The sequence below is a fragment of the Cobetia sp. L2A1 genome (assembly GCF_009796845.1).
Classification (GTDB): domain Bacteria; phylum Pseudomonadota; class Gammaproteobacteria; order Pseudomonadales; family Halomonadaceae; genus Cobetia.
Map to the genome: position 1 here is coordinate 1,962,208 of NZ_CP047025.1, position 16,184 is coordinate 1,978,391.

At 54.7% G+C, this 16,184-nt stretch carries 15 protein-coding genes; 10 read left to right on the forward strand and 5 right to left on the reverse strand.

What is annotated here, in order from left to right; translation table 11 throughout:
* Positions 1-89: 89 nt before the first annotated feature.
* On the forward strand, positions 90-806 hold the full coding sequence (locus GQR90_RS08555; protein ID WP_158773734.1) for a cytochrome b/b6 domain-containing protein: 717 nt from the start codon (positions 90-92) through the stop codon (positions 804-806).
* Positions 807-922: 116 nt separating this feature from the next.
* Here the strand turns inward: GQR90_RS08555 and GQR90_RS08560 are convergent, their stop codons facing one another.
* The 4 genes from GQR90_RS08560 to GQR90_RS08575 all read right to left on the reverse strand — a co-directional run bounded on the left by GQR90_RS08560 (position 923) and on the right by GQR90_RS08575 (position 2,988).
* Positions 923-1,396: a c-type cytochrome gene (locus tag GQR90_RS08560; RefSeq protein ID WP_158773735.1), complete on the reverse strand. Its 474-nt coding sequence runs from the start codon at positions 1,394-1,396 to the stop codon at positions 923-925.
* Between the two features lie 175 nt (positions 1,397-1,571).
* Positions 1,572-1,979 carry a DUF2069 domain-containing protein gene (locus GQR90_RS08565; RefSeq protein ID WP_158773736.1) on the reverse strand — a complete coding sequence of 136 codons (408 nt, stop codon included), beginning with the start codon at positions 1,977-1,979 and terminating at the stop codon, positions 1,572-1,574.
* The gene (gene wrbA, locus GQR90_RS08570; protein WP_158773737.1) at positions 1,980-2,597 is read right to left on the reverse strand and encodes an NAD(P)H:quinone oxidoreductase; all 618 of its coding nucleotides are present in this window, start codon (positions 2,595-2,597) and stop codon (positions 1,980-1,982) included.
* A gap of 31 nt (positions 2,598-2,628) precedes the next feature.
* Positions 2,629-2,988 (reverse strand): ArsC/Spx/MgsR family protein, encoded by a 360-nt coding sequence (locus GQR90_RS08575; protein WP_158773738.1) that lies wholly within the window; start codon positions 2,986-2,988, stop codon positions 2,629-2,631.
* A gap of 110 nt (positions 2,989-3,098) precedes the next feature.
* Between GQR90_RS08575 and GQR90_RS08580 the strand changes: the two genes are divergently transcribed.
* From GQR90_RS08580 to smrA, 7 genes are all read left to right on the forward strand, one after another.
* Positions 3,099-4,412: a YihY family inner membrane protein gene (locus tag GQR90_RS08580; RefSeq protein WP_158773739.1), complete on the forward strand. Its 1,314-nt coding sequence runs from the start codon at positions 3,099-3,101 to the stop codon at positions 4,410-4,412.
* Positions 4,413-4,626: 214 nt separating this feature from the next.
* The gene (locus GQR90_RS08585; protein WP_199269505.1) at positions 4,627-5,727 is read left to right on the forward strand and encodes an alpha/beta fold hydrolase; all 1,101 of its coding nucleotides are present in this window, start codon (positions 4,627-4,629) and stop codon (positions 5,725-5,727) included.
* 363 nt (positions 5,728-6,090) lie between these two features.
* Entirely contained in the window at positions 6,091-7,245 is a 1,155-nt protein-coding gene (gene potA, locus GQR90_RS08590; protein WP_158773740.1) for a spermidine/putrescine ABC transporter ATP-binding protein PotA, read from the forward strand.
* Positions 7,242-8,123, forward strand: coding sequence for a spermidine/putrescine ABC transporter permease PotB (gene potB / locus GQR90_RS08595; protein WP_158773741.1), 882 nt, complete (start codon positions 7,242-7,244; stop codon positions 8,121-8,123). The genes potA and potB overlap by 4 nt, the downstream gene beginning before the upstream one ends.
* Entirely contained in the window at positions 8,120-8,908 is a 789-nt protein-coding gene (gene potC / locus GQR90_RS08600; protein WP_233266494.1) for a spermidine/putrescine ABC transporter permease PotC, read from the forward strand. The genes potB and potC overlap by 4 nt, the downstream gene beginning before the upstream one ends.
* A 1-nt stretch (position 8,909) precedes the next feature.
* Positions 8,910-10,001, forward strand: a complete 1,092-nt coding sequence (locus GQR90_RS08605) for an extracellular solute-binding protein (RefSeq protein WP_233266495.1) — start codon at positions 8,910-8,912, stop codon at positions 9,999-10,001.
* A gap of 200 nt (positions 10,002-10,201) precedes the next feature.
* Positions 10,202-10,837 carry a DNA endonuclease SmrA gene (gene smrA / locus GQR90_RS08610; RefSeq protein WP_158773742.1) on the forward strand — a complete coding sequence of 212 codons (636 nt, stop codon included), beginning with the start codon at positions 10,202-10,204 and terminating at the stop codon, positions 10,835-10,837.
* A 132-nt stretch (positions 10,838-10,969) separates the two neighbouring features.
* Here smrA and GQR90_RS08615 read toward each other — a convergent pair whose 3' ends face one another.
* Positions 10,970-11,512 carry a hypothetical protein gene (locus GQR90_RS08615; protein ID WP_158773743.1) on the reverse strand — a complete coding sequence of 181 codons (543 nt, stop codon included), beginning with the start codon at positions 11,510-11,512 and terminating at the stop codon, positions 10,970-10,972.
* A gap of 437 nt (positions 11,513-11,949) precedes the next feature.
* Here GQR90_RS08615 and GQR90_RS08620 point away from each other — a divergent pair, with 437 nt between their 5' ends.
* Together GQR90_RS08620 and GQR90_RS08625 are read left to right on the forward strand one after the other, a co-directional pair.
* Positions 11,950-13,965: a BCCT family transporter gene (locus tag GQR90_RS08620; RefSeq protein WP_158773744.1), complete on the forward strand. Its 2,016-nt coding sequence runs from the start codon at positions 11,950-11,952 to the stop codon at positions 13,963-13,965.
* A gap of 409 nt (positions 13,966-14,374) precedes the next feature.
* The gene (locus tag GQR90_RS08625) at positions 14,375-16,129 is read left to right on the forward strand and encodes an AMP-binding protein (RefSeq protein WP_233266496.1); all 1,755 of its coding nucleotides are present in this window, start codon (positions 14,375-14,377) and stop codon (positions 16,127-16,129) included.
* Positions 16,130-16,184 lie beyond the last annotated feature (55 nt).

Genomic DNA, 16,184 nt, shown 5'->3' on the forward strand with positions numbered 1-16,184 from the left:
AATCCGCTTGTGTTGCGATCAGTGTCAATACCCTGACCCTCATCAGGACAGGAATGATATGTAGATACGTCTGTCACGGAGATATCGCTATGCCAGTTGACGATGGAAACCTTAACACCACACGTCTCGTGCCGGTCTGGGACTGGGCGATACGCCTCTTTCATCTTGCGCTTGTCCTGGCGATTGGCGGACTGTGGTACACCGCAGAATTCGGCATGGGGTTCGATTTCCCGATGGAATGGCATGCTCGCCTGGGGTATTGCGTGCTCGGGTTGGTCAGTTTTCGGTTGATCTGGGGTCTTGTGGGAGCAGGTCACGCGCGCTTTGCCAATTTTCTGGTATCGCCGGCAAGGACATGGCGATACGGCCGTGCATTCCTGGCCAGACGTTCACCTTCTTATGCCGGGCATAACCCCTTGGGCGGCTGGATGGTGATGGCGTTATTGCTGACCTTGCTGGTGCAAGGCGTCAGCGGACTATTTTCCACAGACGATATCTTGTTTGACGGACCGTTACGGGAATGGGGCTCACCTGCACTCGTTGCCGTGCTGAACTGGCTTCATCACAACAATATCACCGTGCTGTGGGTATTGATCGCTCTGCATTTACTGGCGGTGATGTGGCATGCCTTTCAGGGTGAGAATTTGATTGCAGCGATGTTGACCGGCAAGAAATCCTTCAGCTCAGTGCAAGAGGTGCATGACATCGAGAGGGGGTATCAGCGATGTGCGCCAATAGTGCCATGCTTACTGGCAGTGTTCGTAATAGGGATTGTGGGTAGTGCTATCTGGCTGACGATTCGCTGAGTGATACTGAATAGCCATCAGTCGCTGTTCAAAATCACTGATGGCTATGTAGCATGCCGAGCGCAAAAGTCATGTCGCTGAAGGGGCTAGCGAGAGAGGATTAGAAGACAGAGTCATCAGTCTGCGCGATACTCCTGGTGACAACTTTTGCAGGTCTTGGCGGTGGCGGCAAATTGTACACGGATCTTTGCGAAATCTTGTGTGGCCGCGACCTCTGATAATGTCTGGCTCTGATCCATCAATGCCTGGGCGTGTTTTTCAAATCCCGTCTTGTCAGTGTCAATCTTGCTCAGCGCATCGGTATCCCCGTCGTATGACCCTGCAATGAAGCCTTCCCAAGGTAGTTGTGCGAGCAGCGCCAAGCGTTCGGCTCTGGTCTGGAATTCATCCGCGTCATAGTCCTGCTTGCCTTTGACCATTGCGCCCATCGGGCTGAATTGCCATGCAAGAGTATGAAATACTGATTGACGGTATTGGATGGCATCTTCCGTGCTGTCAGCACTAACGGTTGTTGAGAGCAACAGCCCCGCCAATAGCGATGCCGAGGTAAGAGAGAGGAAAGAAAAACGACGCGTCATCAGGTCAGTCATGTCGGTATTCTCTTTTATAAGTGATTATTATTTATTCATGCACGTCAAGTCATGCGTCTTTATCTCATATGTCGTTATTGTATGCACGTCATGCCCATCTCCTCTACCAGTCGATTCAATACTGGACTGATAGAGGGGATGGGCGGCACATCAGGAGGGTATCTGCAATTCCGCCTCAGGCCTGACGATGTTGCCTTTGGTTCCGTGAGCGAAAACGCGCATACGCCATGCTGGAGAAGAAAAGTCCTGTTGCAGTGACGGCTTCAAGTACACCAACAACGGCATGTCCCGCAAGGCTTGCCAGCATGACGCCTTGCATGATATAGAGCAGGCTGACGAACGCTAGCCAAACGTGGCCTCGTGCACGACGTGTCCAAACGGCGGGAAGGAACAGTACGATAGGTAGCAAACGAATCAATAGCGGCAAGAAGGCATTGTTATCGCTTTGCGCCATCAACTGGATCCCGCCGAGCAGCAGAATGAGGGCCAGACCCACAAAGCTGACAATCACCCCGCGACGGCTTTGTGCTTCCAGTACATCCAGTCCCTTTTCGCGTTCTACTCGTTCAAGCCAGGCGCGCATCTATTTCTCCCTCAGAGGTAGCATGGAAAGGGCCAGGCGTGCGATGCGTTTGCCCTGTGCGTGGGCCAGACGGCGCTCATTGGCATCAACATCGTTGTCGCCACGCTTGCCGCTGACATGTGTCGTACCGTAAGGCGTGCCACCTTGGGTCGTTTCAAGCAGTTCAGTGGCGCTATAAGGTACGCCTGCGTAAACCATACCGTGATGCAGTAACGGGATCAGCATGGTAATCAGCGTCGTTTCCTGGCCACCATGCAGTGAGCTCGAGGAGCTGAATGCCGTGGCGGGCTTGTCGATCAGCGCGCCATTCATCCAAAGCTCACTGGTGGAGTCGAGGAAGTACTTAAGTGGTGCTGCCATGTTGCCAAACCGGGTCGGACTACCGATCGCAAGGCCAGCACAATGGCGTAGGTCATCCAGTTCGACAAACATGGCACCGCTGTCAGGAATCTCGGGCTGTGTTTGCTCGCAGACCGTCGATACCTCGGGGACACAGCGCATACGCGCTTCGATACCGCTAACGGATTCGATGCCCGCCGTGATCTGTTCGGCCAGTGTTTGGGTCGCACCATGGCGAGAGTAATAAAGCACCAATATATAAGGTACTGAAGCTGACATGGGTATCCCTTCAAATCAGGTGGAGAGACGTTTAGGCGTCGTCGAGTAAGGCGAGTACATCTTCTGGTGGACGGCCAATGATGGCTCCTCGACCATCGTCCAGAATGGGTCGTTGCATCAATTTTGGCGTTGCAACAATTGCATCGAGTCGTTGCGCATCACTGGGGGACTTGAGTCCCAAGGCTTTCCACTCAGCTTCATTCTCACGTGTCAATGCCGAGGCACCGCCCACCAGACGTAGCGATAGCGCTTCAAGCGCGTGTCGATCGAGCGGTGTGTCCAGATAGCGTACGACCTCAATGCCTTCGCTGCCCAGTCGTGATTGCAAAAGAGTCAGTGTTTCCCGTGACTTGGAGCATCGCGGGTTGTGATAGAGTTTCAATGTTGACATGACTGTCTCCGTTTCTGCGCAAGCGAATGGCAATACGCAAGCGCTGATGGCCAAGGCCTGCGGTGGCTTATGAATTCAATCAGGCACGTATTGTAGAGGGGCGCACAAGAATGCCACAACTGCCAAGGATGCAGCGGGCCAAGCCCGTCATTGATGTGGTTCTCAAGGTCATATCACGATTCAATTACCACGATGGCAAGAAGACGGCCTCGGCACTGACCTATACGACGCTGTTTGCCATTGTGCCCTTGATGACGGTCATCTATTCGATGTTTGCCGTCATCCCGAGCTTCGATGGCGTGGGCGATCAGTTGCAGACGACCGTCTTCGCTCAGTTCTTGCCGTCGACAGGCGAAACGATACTTCAGTACCTGAATGAATTTTCCGGACAGGCACGCAATCTTACCTCTGTCGGTCTGATCTTTCTGTTCGTCACATCCGTGATGATGATGGTGACCATCGAAGGGGCGTTCAATGCCATCTGGCAGGTGCCGGAAGCCCGCAAGGGATTGTCCAGCTTCTTGATGTATTGGGCGGTATTGACGCTGGGCCCGCTGATGCTGGGGTCCGGCTTCCTGCTGTCGTCATTTCTGACGTCGCTGTCCTTCTTTGACTCGGCAGCGTCGCTGCTGGGGGGCAAGGCGCTGTTGCTTCGTCTGCTGCCACCCCTGCTGAGCGCAGCTGCCTTCACCTTCATCTATGCCGCCGTCCCCAACTGCAAGGTGCGTCTGCGTGATGCGGCAGTCGGTGCACTGACCACTGCAATCGCGCTGGAGTTGGCCAAGGCGGGGTTCTCACTGTACGTGACTCACTTCCCGTCCTATCAGGCGATATACGGTGCTTTCGCTGCGGTACCTCTGTTCCTGCTTTGGGTCTTCCTGTCCTGGTGCATCGTGTTGCTGGGGGCGGAAGTGGCCGCCTGGATGGGCGAGCGTTCGCATGCTGACTGGCATCGCTGGCCGCCATTCTGGCAGACGCTGGGCGCGGTCATGCTGCTCAAGGATGCCCATGAACGCGGCGAACCGTTGTCTGACGACAGTCTTACTGAAGTGCTCGGCAGTCGTTATCGTCGTGTGCTCAAGCCGCTGATCGAGGAAAATATCGCCAGCCAGAGTCAGGATGGTCAATGGGTGCTAGGACGCGATCTCGCTCACTATACCCTCTGGGAAATGGCGCATGCACTGCCTTGGGAGCTGCCGGCTGGAGAAGAGGGCGAGGCACCGCATCCGCGTCTTGAGCTGTTACGCAAGGCGCTGTTCCATGCTCGTGAAGCCGAGAAGGAACGCATGAGTTGTGGTCTGGTCGAGGTATTGCCGAGCGCCAGTGACGTTGATCCTGAGACGCTGGAGTTGCGTCATGATGACGATGAAGACTTGTTGGGTGGGTCAAGGGGCAAACCTGTCAAGGCCAGCAAGTCTCACTAGAACGTGACTGCATCTTTTTGAGATGTCTGTTCGTAATGAACAGAGGGTCTCGTGATCAGCGACTGCGTCGTCGTAGAGAGATGGCGGATAGCATTGGCATGAAAAAGGCCCGCGTCTTCGCTGGGCCTTTTTCATGCCCGTCATCTGATGCGCCCATCACGAGTCTGCCGATAAAACACAATACCAACAGGCATTTCACTACAGGAAGACATCCATGATGTTATCTGCACAGCGTGCTGCGGTAGCACGTTCTACTGCGGCCACCGGTAAGATGTGGCCGCGTGATCTGATAAGTCCGCCGGCGATATTATGTGCCGCCATCATCATGTCGCTCGGTGCCGTGATGCTGCCCGTGGCTGAAGCGAATGATACAACCCATGCAGGATCGCCGGACAATCACTCAGTTGAGGCACTTGAGTCGACAGAAGCAGCTTGGCCTGCCAAGACGCACTATCGATATGTCATGGTAGATGGGCAGCGTCTATTCTATCGCGAAGCGGGTGAACAACATGCTCAAACGATCGTGTTGCTGCATGGGTATCCTGCGTCTTCACATTCTTATCGAGAGCTGATTCCGTTGCTGTCGGGCCGTTATCATGTCATCGCCCCGGATTATCTGGGATCTGGCTATAGTGATCGTCCTGATCCTGAAGAGCAGCCTTATACCTTTGACCGGCTCGCACACTATACAGAGGGGTTGCTCAAGGCATTGGGCGTCGAGCGCTATAGCCTGTATATCCAGGATTTCGGTGCCCCCGTCGGCTTTAGAATGCTGCTCAATGACCCTGATAAGCTACAGGGATTGATCGTACAGAATGGCAATGCCTATCTAGCGGGACTGACGCCTGCCAGACAAGCCTTCTTCAAGAAGGCCCATCAGGATACCTCCCAGGCACAGCGTGACACGCTCTATGCATTCACTGGCCAGCAAGCCATTGTGGACAAGCAATACCTGCGGGATGTGGCCGCCACGCCCCAGGTAATGAACCCGGATAGCTGGACGCACGACTTGCACTTCCTGGAAACTCGCAGTGATAGAGTGATTCAAGTGCAACTGCTTCAGGATTATTATAATAACCTGCTTGATTATCCTGCATGGCAAGCTTATCTACGTGAGCGCCAACCTCCTACCCTGATTGTATGGGGCAAGAATGATCCTGCCTTTATCGCGGCAGGCGCGGAGGCCTATTTACAAGATGTTCCCGATGCTGAGCTGCACTTGTTGGAGGCGGGGCACTTTGCGGTCGAGGAAAAGCCTGTCGAAATCGCCAAGTATATCGTTGACTTCATGAACAGATTGCCGAAAGTAGAATGATCTATAAGAGTTCATTCTACTGGTGATCATCTGACACACCACGATTGACAGTCCATGAAAAAAGACGCCAGTGACCAAGGGTCACTGGCGTCTTTTTTCATGGACTGTCGTTTCAGCACAGTCTTTGCCCTTGAGTGAGATAACAACACGCTTCTTGCGGGTAGCGCCTGCGGTCGTCTTTCTCGCAGGTGACTGTTGGCCATGGTAATATTGTTGACACGTAAGCCGTTCAAGCTGCACCAGGTTTTGAAGTGATGTGTACAGGAACAGCACATAGTTTGCGTATGGGCGCGCCTTGATCGGCGCGCCTTTCATGTATTGAGGGAGTCGTTCGCGTTTCCCCTTGGAGGTGACAGCCTGCCGATGAAAAGTTCTGCTCCTGCGACTGCCCCTCTGGTCAAGTTGCGCTCCATTTCCAAGACGTTTGGCGATCGCAAGGTCCTTGATAGCTTGGATCTGGATTTGAATGATGGTGAGTTCGTGACGCTGTTAGGCCCGTCAGGGTGTGGCAAGACCACTGTGCTCAGGATGATTGCCGGCTTCGAAGAACCCGATACGGGCAGTATCACGCTTGAGGATGCGGTACTTCATGATAAGCCCGCGCATGAGCGTCCGGTCAATACGGTCTTTCAGAGTTATGCGCTGTTTCCGCATATGAATGTCTATGACAATGTGGCATTTGGTTTGCGGATGGAGAAAGTGGCCAAGGCCGAGATTCATGAGCGTGTGCGCGAAGTGTTGGAAATGGTGCAGCTGGCGCATCTCTCTGACCGCCGCCCGGATCAACTCTCGGGTGGACAGCAACAGCGTGTGGCTATCGCACGTGCCGTGGTCAAGCGTCCACGTGTACTTCTGCTGGATGAGCCGTTGTCAGCGCTGGATTACAAGTTGCGCAAGCAGATGCAGAATGAGCTCAAGCGTATTCAGCGTCGATTGGGCATCACTTTCGTCTTCGTGACACATGATCAGGAAGAAGCACTGTCGATGTCAGACCGCGTCGTGGTGATGCGCGAAGGCGGTATTGAGCAGATAGGTACGCCGCGTGAAGTATATGAATCACCCAATACCTTATTTGTGGCGCGCTTTGTTGGTGAGATCAATCAGCTGGCGGCACAGGTCATTCGTCCGCGACCCGCCGGGCGTATCGAGATTCAGGTGCTGGACAAGCGCCTTGAGCTCAGCAGCCATGGCCGTGAGTATGTGGGTGGTGAGGCCGTGCAAGTGCTGTTGCGCCCGGAAGACATGCGCCTGAAGCTCGTCGATGATATGGAAGGTTTCCCCGCACGTGTGATTGAGCGCAACTACAAAGGCATGACACTGGATACCGTGCTGGAGCTTGATAGTGGTCAGCAGATACTCGCCAGTGAGTTCTTTGATGAAGATGATCCGGACTTTGATTATCGACTGGGTGAGCGGGTGAGGGTGAGCTGGGTGCCTGATTGGGAGATTATCCTCCCGGACGATGAGCCATCCGCGACCCCTGGCGCCCTTGGCTCTGCGATGGGAGCGGATGCATGAGCCTGGTGCGTAACCCGTTCAAGACTGCCACGTTGACCATCATCTGGGGCTGGCTGATTCTGCTGGTACTGGCACCCACACTGCTAGTGGTGTTGGTGAGTCTGATGCCAGAAAGCACGGGGCAGATGATTTTCTCTGATCTGAGTCCAGCGGCGTTGTGGCAAGGTTTTCTCAGTAACTACGGTCAATTGATCAGTCCGGTCTATGTCGGGGTCTTTGGTCATTCGTTGTGGATCGGTCTGGTTACGACGATTATTTGCCTGGTACTCGGTTATCCGTTTGCCTGGATGATCTCGCGCGCCAGTCCACGTCTACAGCCGCTGCTATTGCTGTTGGTGATCATTCCATTCTGGACCAATTCACTGATTCGGATTTATGCACTACGCACTCTGATCGCCACAAGAGGATTGCTCAACGATGTGTTGATGAGTCTCGGGCTGATCGATGCGCCGCTGCGCCTGCTGTATACCGAGGAAGCGGTGATTGCCGGGCTGGTTTATATGCTGCTGCCGTTCATGATTCTGCCGCTCTATGCTGTCTTTGAGCAGCTCAGTCGTGCCACCCTTGAAGCCGCACGAGATCTGGGTGCCAATGGTGTGGCGTCCTTCCGCCATATCGTGTTGCCGTTGACCATGCCTGGCATCATTGCGGGCGTGCTGTTGGTCTTCCTGCCGGCGATGGGCATGTTTTACGTCTCCGACTTGCTCGGTGGCTCACGCCATCCGCTGATCGGCAATATCATCAAGGGCCAATTCCTGGAGGCCAACAACTGGTCCTTCGGGTCTGCCATCAGCGTGATGTTGACGATGATAATGGCCTTCCTGCTGCTGGCATATTATCGCAGCGTGAAGTTGTTCAAGCGCGAGGCGACCTTATGAGCCTGCGTAATATGGTGAGTCTGCGCATGTTCAGCCGTTTTTACATGACGCTGATCTTTACGCTGCTGTATGTGCCCATCCTGGTGCTGATCGGGATTTCGTTCAACGACTCACGCAATCCGTTTGCGTGGGGCGGTTTCAGCCTGCGTTGGTACGACAAGTTGCTGGGTAACAGTAATCTGATGGAGGCGGCGGTCAATACGCTATGGCTTGGAGTGACCGCCGCGACGTTGGCGACCTTGATCGGTACGCTGACCGCAACAGCACTTCATCGTTATCGTTTTCGAGGCAAACCACTGCTCAATGGCATGCTGTTCACGGTAATGATGATGCCGGACATCGTGATGGCCATTGCATTTCTGGCGCTGTTCATCGCCCTTGGCATCCAGCTGGGTTACTTCTCGTTGCTTGTCGCTCATGCAACGTTCTGCCTGCCATTCGTCGTCATTACGGTCTATTCACGCTTGTCGGGTATCAATCCGCAGCTGCTCGAGGCAGCGCGTGATCTCGGTGCCAGCGAATCGCGTGCGGTATGGCATGTGCTAGTGCCAGCCCTGATGCCTGCCATTGCTTCCGGTTGGCTACTTAGTTTCACTCTGTCGCTGGATGATGTGGTGATCTCGACCTTTGTGACCGGGCCAACTTTCGAGGTACTGCCGTTGCGCATCTACTCGATGGTACGCCTGGGGCTCAAGCCTGAAGTGAATGCATTGGCGACCCTATTGCTGGGGTTGTCGCTATGCCTGCTGGTGATTTCCCAGTTGTTGATCAAGGAGAAAAAGTAACATGCAACTTCTGTCTTCCCGTATCGCTCCCCGTACTGCGCTGGTGACTGCTGTAGCAGCAGTGATGGCCTCCTTCATGACGCTGGGCAGTGCAAGTCAGGCTGTCGCCGATGATAGCGAGAAGGTGCTGTACGTCTATAACTGGACGGAGTACATGCCTGATGAGGTGATCGAGCGATTCGAGGAAAAGACCGGCATTGATGTCATCTACTCGACCTTCGATTCCAATGAGGCGATGTATGCCAAACTCAGGCTGCTGGACAGTAACAACAGCTACGATCTCGTCTTCCCATCGACCTATTATATCGACAAGATGGCGCGGGAAGGACTGCTTCAGAAGCTGGATATCAGCAAGTTGGATAACTTCAAGGACCTGGATCCGAATCTGGTCGATCGTGAATTTGACAAGGGCAATCAGTACAGCGTGCCTTATATGTGGGGTAGCGCCGGTATCGGTTATAACCCCGACTATGTTGAGCCGGGTGAGCTGACTGGCTGGAATGATCTCTGGAATGACAAGTATCGTGACAAGCTGCTGCTGTCCAATGACATGCGTGAAGTCTTCCACGTCGCGCTGGCAAGCCTTGGTTTCAGTGGTAATACCACCAATCCTGACGAGATCAAGGCCGCTTACGAGAAGCTGACGGAGTTGATGCCGAATGTGCGTGCGTTCAATTCTGACGCTGCGCGGGTACCCTTCATGCAAGGAGAGGTCGATGCGGGACTGATCTGGAATGGTGAGGTCTATCAGGCCAACGAAGAAGGTGTGCCAGTGGATTACGTCTATCCCAAGGAAGGCATCATTCTGTGGATGGATACCATGGCCATCCCGTCCAATGCGCGTCACGTCGATGCGGCGTATCAGTTCATGAACTACCTGATCAGTCCGGAAGTCAGCAAGGAGATCAGTGAATATGTCGGCTATACCACGCCGAGCCTGGCAGCCAAGAAACTGATGGCGCCTGAAGTGCGTGATAACCCGGTCGTCTTCCCGACCCAGGAAGATCTAGAACGCGGTGAGTTCCAGACTGATGTGGGCGATGCACTGTCGATTTATCAGACATACTGGGAAAAGCTCAAGACCGGTCGTTAAGTCTCAGCATGACAAAATACGGCCAATGATACTGCCAATGACTTGAGTCTGACCAACGCCCCGAGGCATGCTTTGCCTCGGGGCGTTATTGCGTGTGGGCGATGATCAGTGGATTGCGAGTGTCCGTTCATGTGCCTGCTTGTATCACGAAGTCCACCGCCAGTAGCGACCTCTCATCCTGATTGATCGTGGAGGGTGCCATGTCTCGTTTTTCCCCAGTGATAACGTCTGCGTCGCGCGAGGTCAGCAGCGGCGAGGTAGATGATCTCTTCAGCCGTGAGATGTTCGGTGTCACCCCTCTGACGCGAGGTACTGATCGGGCCGATATTGTGGTTGAGTCCAAGGGGCCCAGTGCTGCGCAGCTTGCACGCCGTGAGGACGCTCAGAAATCGCTCGGCAATGAACTCGATGGACTGTCTGATAGCTACGTGGAGCATCTGTCGCCCCATGACATCATCGAGTATCGTCGTGATGGCATTCAGGTTGGGGTAATGGAGCGTCTGCGTCATGGGGGCTATCCACCAGAGACGCAGCTCAATCTGATACGTAGGCCTTTGATCGAGTGCCGGCGGGAGGTACAGCGCTTTGTCAGTGATGCGTGGGAAAGCGAATTGCGCTCGTTACTGGTCATTCATGGCAGAGGGCGCGATGGCGAGTCTCACGCAGCCCTCATTCGTGCCTACCTGGTGCACTGGCTGGAGCAGATTCCCGAAGTACAGGCATGGTGCAGTGCTACGCCGCGCCATGGTGGATTAGGTGCCACACTCGTCATGCTGCGTAAATCGCGTTCAGCACGCGACACCAATCGTGAGCGGCACCAAAAACGACGCGGCTAGTGTTGATCACCCGCTGGACATTGCCATTCTTGCGACTCGCGGAATGAAAAACGCCCGCCACGTGGCATTCATGGCGGGCGTTCTCGTATCTTGTTGGCTCACGTCGACTCGTCAAGCCCGTGCTGTGCGCGACTACTGAACGCTATACCCACGACCAGTCAGGCAGGCGCTCAGTGCTCGACGATAGACGTCGGCACTGCTTGCCGTGACAGGCGGGGCGGCTGAATAGACATCGGCACCACTCTGCTGATTGGCCCAACGGTGGCACTCATAACGGTCGCGAGCACTCTGGTCTTCGTTCTGGCCCTTGGAGGGATAGGCAATCACATCCACTGCCGGCGCGGAAAGCGTGGCAGGTGCTGGGGCTTGTACCGGAAGATACTGTTCCTGGCTGGCATCCCACAGGTAGTACGTGCCGGCGGCCAGGAAGAAGAGGGTCGCACCGACCCAGATACCGCGTGCGCTACCAGGTAGGCCATGACCATGCCCCGGGCCACCTGGTGCCCAGTTAACAGCCCTGCCTGGACCACCATGTCCTAGCACGATGCCAGGCCCGATGAGGCCTGGGCCATCGAATCCACCGCGACCCGGACCCGCAATGGCAGTCGAGACGGGAATGACCGCGAGTAGCGCCAAGGATACTCCCAAGGATCGGGCCGCGCCTTTTATGGTCATGTTGACATCTCCTTTGAAACGCATGTCCGCGCAGTATGTTCCCGGCACTGCGAGGCAGTGTGTAAAAAGCAGGGAAATAAACGTCATGTCATGTCCCTGTAGTATGACAGTCGTTGACTGATATCGCCCCGTGCCCAGTACTGTCCATTTCGCAGATGACAGTCTTTTTTCAGATTGTCTATCACGTGTGGAACAGATCTTGTGGAGCCCTTGAGGCGGATTAAAGATGGGCGGGAGATGGCCTGGGCTTGCGCCATGTGTGCCTTTGAGAAATGTCAGTCGAGTGCAAGATGGTAAAAGTGGAGGGCTCCTTGGCCTTTGGTCGTAGATGAAAGCGTGGTATTATCTTGCGAAATATTGTCCGTTTTTTGTCCGTTGATTTGACTGACGGACCTGCTTTATCACCCTCGCTTCCCCTGTACTCAAAGGATATGCATATGCGTTCTACCCCTGCTGCGGATGGTGGAGATTCACCGCCCCGTACTGGTTTGTTTGCCAAGGTTAACCCACCGGTTTTCTTCGGCGCCAATGCGATCATTCTGCTGTTGGTGATCTTCACAGCGGTCTTTTCTGATACGGCAGTCTCCGTATTTGAATCCGTACAGCACTGGATTACCAATACGGTCAGCTGGTTCTACATACTGTGTGTGGCCATTGTGCTGATTTCTGTCGTCTATGTCGGATTCTCGCGTCACGGTGAGATACGCTTGGGCCCGGATCATTCTCTACCTGACTACAAGAACGTGACCTGGTTCGCGATGCTGTTCTCGGCAGGCATGGGAATTGGTCTGATGTTCTTCGGCGTCGCCGAGCCCGTCATGCACTTCCTGAATCCGCCAACGGGCACTCCTGAACAGGTGGAGACTGCACGCGAAGCGATGAAGCTGACCTTCTTCCATTGGGGTCTGCATGCCTGGTCCATCTATGCCATCGTGGCGCTGATTCTGGCGTACTTCAGCTATCGTCATGAGTTGCCGCTGACCTTGCGTAGTGCGCTATATCCGCTGATCGGTGACCGCATCTATGGCCCGATCGGACATGCGGTCGACATCTTCGCCATCGTGGGGACTGTCTGTGGTGTTGCCACCACGCTGGGCTATGGTGTCGCGCAGGTCAATTCCGGACTCTCGCATCTGACAGGACTGCCTAACAACGATCTTACTCAGGTCGCGATCATCGTCATCATCACTGGTCTTGCGACCATTTCAGTGGTGACTGGGCTCGACAAGGGCATTCGCATCCTGTCCGAGCTGAATCTTGGGCTGGCGGTAGTGCTGATGTTGTTCGTGTTGCTGCTGGGGCCGACAGCATTCCTGCTCAAGGCATTTGTCCAGAATACTGGCTTCTATATGGCCGATATCGTCGGCAAGACGTTTGAGCTTTACGCTTATGAACCCAATGACTGGATCGGAGGCTGGACACTACTTTACTGGGGCTGGTGGATGTCCTGGTCGCCGTTCGTGGGGATGTTCATCGCACGGGTGTCTCGTGGGCGTACCATTCGTGAATTCGTGATCGGCGTATTGTTTGTCCCTGCAGGGTTTACGCTGCTATGGATGACTATCTTCGGTAACACTGCCATTTCGATGATTCTCGATCATGGCGTCACTGCACTAGTGGATACGGTCAACGACAACTATTCGTTGGCGCTATTTACCTTCCTGGAGCAGCTACCCTTATCGTCGATTACGTCCGTGATCGCGTTGGTGATGGTTATTGTATTCTTCGTCACCTCAGCAGATTCAGGCTCGATGGTCGTTGATATGTTGGCCTCGGGTGGACGCGAAGATACACCGACCTGGCAGCGCATTTACTGGGCCTTTGCGGTGGGTTTGCTGGCGATCGTATTGCTGTTGGCGGGTGGGCTGAGTGCGCTTCAGACAGCGACCATTGCAACAGCGTTACCCTTTGGCGTGATTCTGCTGGCATCCATCTTTGGGCTGCTGCGTCAGCTTAATCAGGAGTCGGTCAAGCGTCGTTCGCTGTCGGTGAATACTGCTGCGGCCACGCCGATGGGTGAGAAGGGGAACTGGCGCAAGCGCGCTCAACACCTGATGAGTTTCCCGACGCGTACGATGGTCCGTGGCTTTGTACGTGGCACCGTCGCTGAGGGGATGCAGGAGTTGGCTGAAGAGTTGCGTGGCCAAGGGCTTGAGGTTGAGGTGACGGTCAGTCGTGATCGTGTCTACTTCAAGGCTCGTCACGGTGAAGAATATGATTTCATCTATGGAGTGCGGATTCGTTCTCACCTGCGTCCCGACCTCGGGCTGGACCAGGAAGATGAAGGCGATGAGGAGGATTATTGCCGTGCAGAGGTCTTCCTCAAGGAAGGCGGCCAGTCCTACGATCTGATGGGATATACCAGAGATCAGGTCATCAACGACTTGCTCGAGCAGTACGAGCGGCACATGCATTACCTGCATCAGCTGCGTCTGAGCCAAGCGACCAATTAAGATTGGCGGCAGGCCGGCTATCACTCTTGGCCACCACTAGCCTCTAGCAGGGAAATGCTGGTGAATGGAAGTCAGAAGGGAGTGATCAGTCGGTCGTGACGAAGGCTGCATCATCAACAGTACGCCCCGCAGAGTCTTCTGTGGGGCGTACTGCGTTTCATCCAATGAGTATTGTCGCGTCTCCTTTTGTGCACTCAAGCGTTGCACTTGACACCAAGGTCGCAAGGCGGCATTAAACAGTCGTATGTTTCAATGCGCTAGCAACGCCGCTGAGTTAACCAACGGCGCCTGTTACCAGTTGAGGCTATGCTTGCATCATATGCCTCTGAATCATGCCTCTTAATCAAAACAACAAGGCGGCGGGCATCATCACCCTGATGGTGTCACGCGCTGATACAGGAGACTCGCCATGCATAACGCCAGCCAAGATCTTGGTGATGGTTCACCTCCCACAGCCCCCCCGACACAGAATGCGCGTCGCGAGACCGAGATCACCGAGAGACAGTCCTGCTTGCGGTCAGCGGATGAGATCGACTTCACTGGCCTTGATTCGTTGATGGACATGTTCGAAATTGCCTGTCATGAGCATGCCGAGCGTCCGGCCTTTACCTGCATGGATCGCACCATGCGGTTTGCTGAACTGGAGGAAACCAGTCGCCAGCTGGCGGACTGGTTCCAGCATGAGACGGACCTGAAGCCTGGCGATCGTGTTGCGATACAGCTGCCCAATACGTTGATGTTTCCGGTCGTCGCCTTCGCCGTGATTCGTGCTGGGCTGGTGCTGGTCAATACCAATCCACTGTATACCGAGCGCGAGATGGAGCATCAATTCAATGACTCCGGCGCTCGTGCCCTTGTGGTACTGGCCAACATGGCTGATAAGGTCGAGCGCGTACGTGCCCGGACTCAACTGGAATACGTACTGGTCTGTGAGCTAGGTGATATGCATCCGCCGGTGAAGCGTGTGTTGATCAACGCGGTGGTCAAGCACGTCAAGAAGCTCGTGCCCAGCTATCATTTGCCGAATGCGATTTCGCTACGCAAGGCGATTTCCTCAGGCAAGGCTGCGCGTTGGGAGCGTCCGACGCTGGCACTTGATGATGTCGCAGTTCTGCAATATACCGGCGGCACGACGGGTGTTGCGAAGGGGGCGATGCTGACACATCGCAACTTGCTGGCCAATATGCTGCAAGGGCGCATGGCGCTCACCCAGGGGCTAGTGGCGGGACAGGAGACATTGGTTGCGCCACTACCGCTTTATCATATATATGCCTTCACCATTCATTTGGCCTGCATGCTGGCCGAGGGCAATCACTCGTTATTGATTCCTAACCCGCGCGATATTCCTGGTTTCGTCAAGACGCTCAAGAGTTCGGAGTTCACGATGTTCGTCGGGCTCAATACGTTGTTTGTGGCGCTTTGCAATAATCCTGCATTCCAAGCGCTGGACTTCTCGAAGCTCAAGATCACCACCTCTGGTGGTGTCGCGCTGACGCGAAAGGCGGCAGAGGAATGGAAGCGTGTGACGGGCAGTGATATCTCCGAAGGCTACGGCATGACGGAGACATCTCCTATCGTGTCGTTCAATCCACTGGATGCCATCCAGCTCGGCACCATCGGTCGGCCAATGCCGTCTACCGAAGTACGCCTCTATGATGATGAAGGGGGATTGGTGGCGATGGGGGAGCGTGGCGAGCTATGCGTGAAGGGGCCACAGGTGATGAAAGGTTACTGGCAGCGGGAGCAGGCTACCCGGGAGAGCTATACCGCCGATGGCTTTCTGCGCACCGGTGATATCGCGGTCTTCCAGGATGATGGTTATATGCGCATTGTTGATCGCAAGAAAGACATGATCATTGTCTCTGGCTTCAATGTGTACCCCAACGAAGTTGAGGACGTCATCGTGCGCCACCCCGAGGTGCTGGAGACAGCTGCCGTTTCCGTTACCGATGAACGAAGTGGTGAGGCCATCAAGCTGTATGTGGTGCTCAAGGATGGCAGCCAACTTGATGCCGAGACACTGCGCGATTGGTCGCGCAAGGAGTTGGCGAGTTACAAGGTACCGCGGCATGTCGTATTCATAGATGAACTCCCCAAGACCAATGTCGGCAAGGTACTGAGACGTGAGTTGCGTGATTCTCCTCCCGAAGCAGTCGAGCATTAAATGACGTTTGGCTCATGACACTGGAGTCCTTGATATCGTTTGATCCTGTCTCTGA

Bases quoted from the DNA above. Each gene is read 5' to 3' on its own strand.
- GQR90_RS08615 (WP_158773743.1), bottom strand. From the start codon at position 11,512: ATGACCATAAAAGGCGCGGCCCGATCCTTGGGAGTATCCTTGGCGCTA.
- GQR90_RS08580 (WP_158773739.1), top strand. From the start codon at position 3,099: ATGCCACAACTGCCAAGGATGCAGCGGGCCAAGCCCGTCATTGATGTG.
- GQR90_RS08560 (WP_158773735.1), bottom strand. From the start codon at position 1,396: ATGACTGACCTGATGACGCGTCGTTTTTCTTTCCTCTCTCTTACCTCG.
- GQR90_RS08605 (WP_233266495.1), top strand. From the start codon at position 8,910: ATGCAACTTCTGTCTTCCCGTATCGCTCCCCGTACTGCGCTGGTGACT.
- wrbA (WP_158773737.1), bottom strand. From the start codon at position 2,597: ATGTCAGCTTCAGTACCTTATATATTGGTGCTTTATTACTCTCGCCAT.
- GQR90_RS08575 (WP_158773738.1), bottom strand. From the start codon at position 2,988: ATGTCAACATTGAAACTCTATCACAACCCGCGATGCTCCAAGTCACGG.
- potC (WP_233266494.1), top strand. From the start codon at position 8,120: ATGAGCCTGCGTAATATGGTGAGTCTGCGCATGTTCAGCCGTTTTTAC.
- GQR90_RS08585 (WP_199269505.1), top strand. From the start codon at position 4,627: ATGATGTTATCTGCACAGCGTGCTGCGGTAGCACGTTCTACTGCGGCC.
- GQR90_RS08620 (WP_158773744.1), top strand. From the start codon at position 11,950: ATGCGTTCTACCCCTGCTGCGGATGGTGGAGATTCACCGCCCCGTACT.
- potA (WP_158773740.1), top strand. From the start codon at position 6,091: ATGAAAAGTTCTGCTCCTGCGACTGCCCCTCTGGTCAAGTTGCGCTCC.
- GQR90_RS08625 (WP_233266496.1), top strand. From the start codon at position 14,375: ATGCATAACGCCAGCCAAGATCTTGGTGATGGTTCACCTCCCACAGCC.
- potB (WP_158773741.1), top strand. From the start codon at position 7,242: ATGAGCCTGGTGCGTAACCCGTTCAAGACTGCCACGTTGACCATCATC.
- smrA (WP_158773742.1), top strand. From the start codon at position 10,202: ATGTCTCGTTTTTCCCCAGTGATAACGTCTGCGTCGCGCGAGGTCAGC.
- GQR90_RS08555 (WP_158773734.1), top strand. From the start codon at position 90: ATGCCAGTTGACGATGGAAACCTTAACACCACACGTCTCGTGCCGGTC.
- GQR90_RS08565 (WP_158773736.1), bottom strand. From the start codon at position 1,979: ATGCGCGCCTGGCTTGAACGAGTAGAACGCGAAAAGGGACTGGATGTA.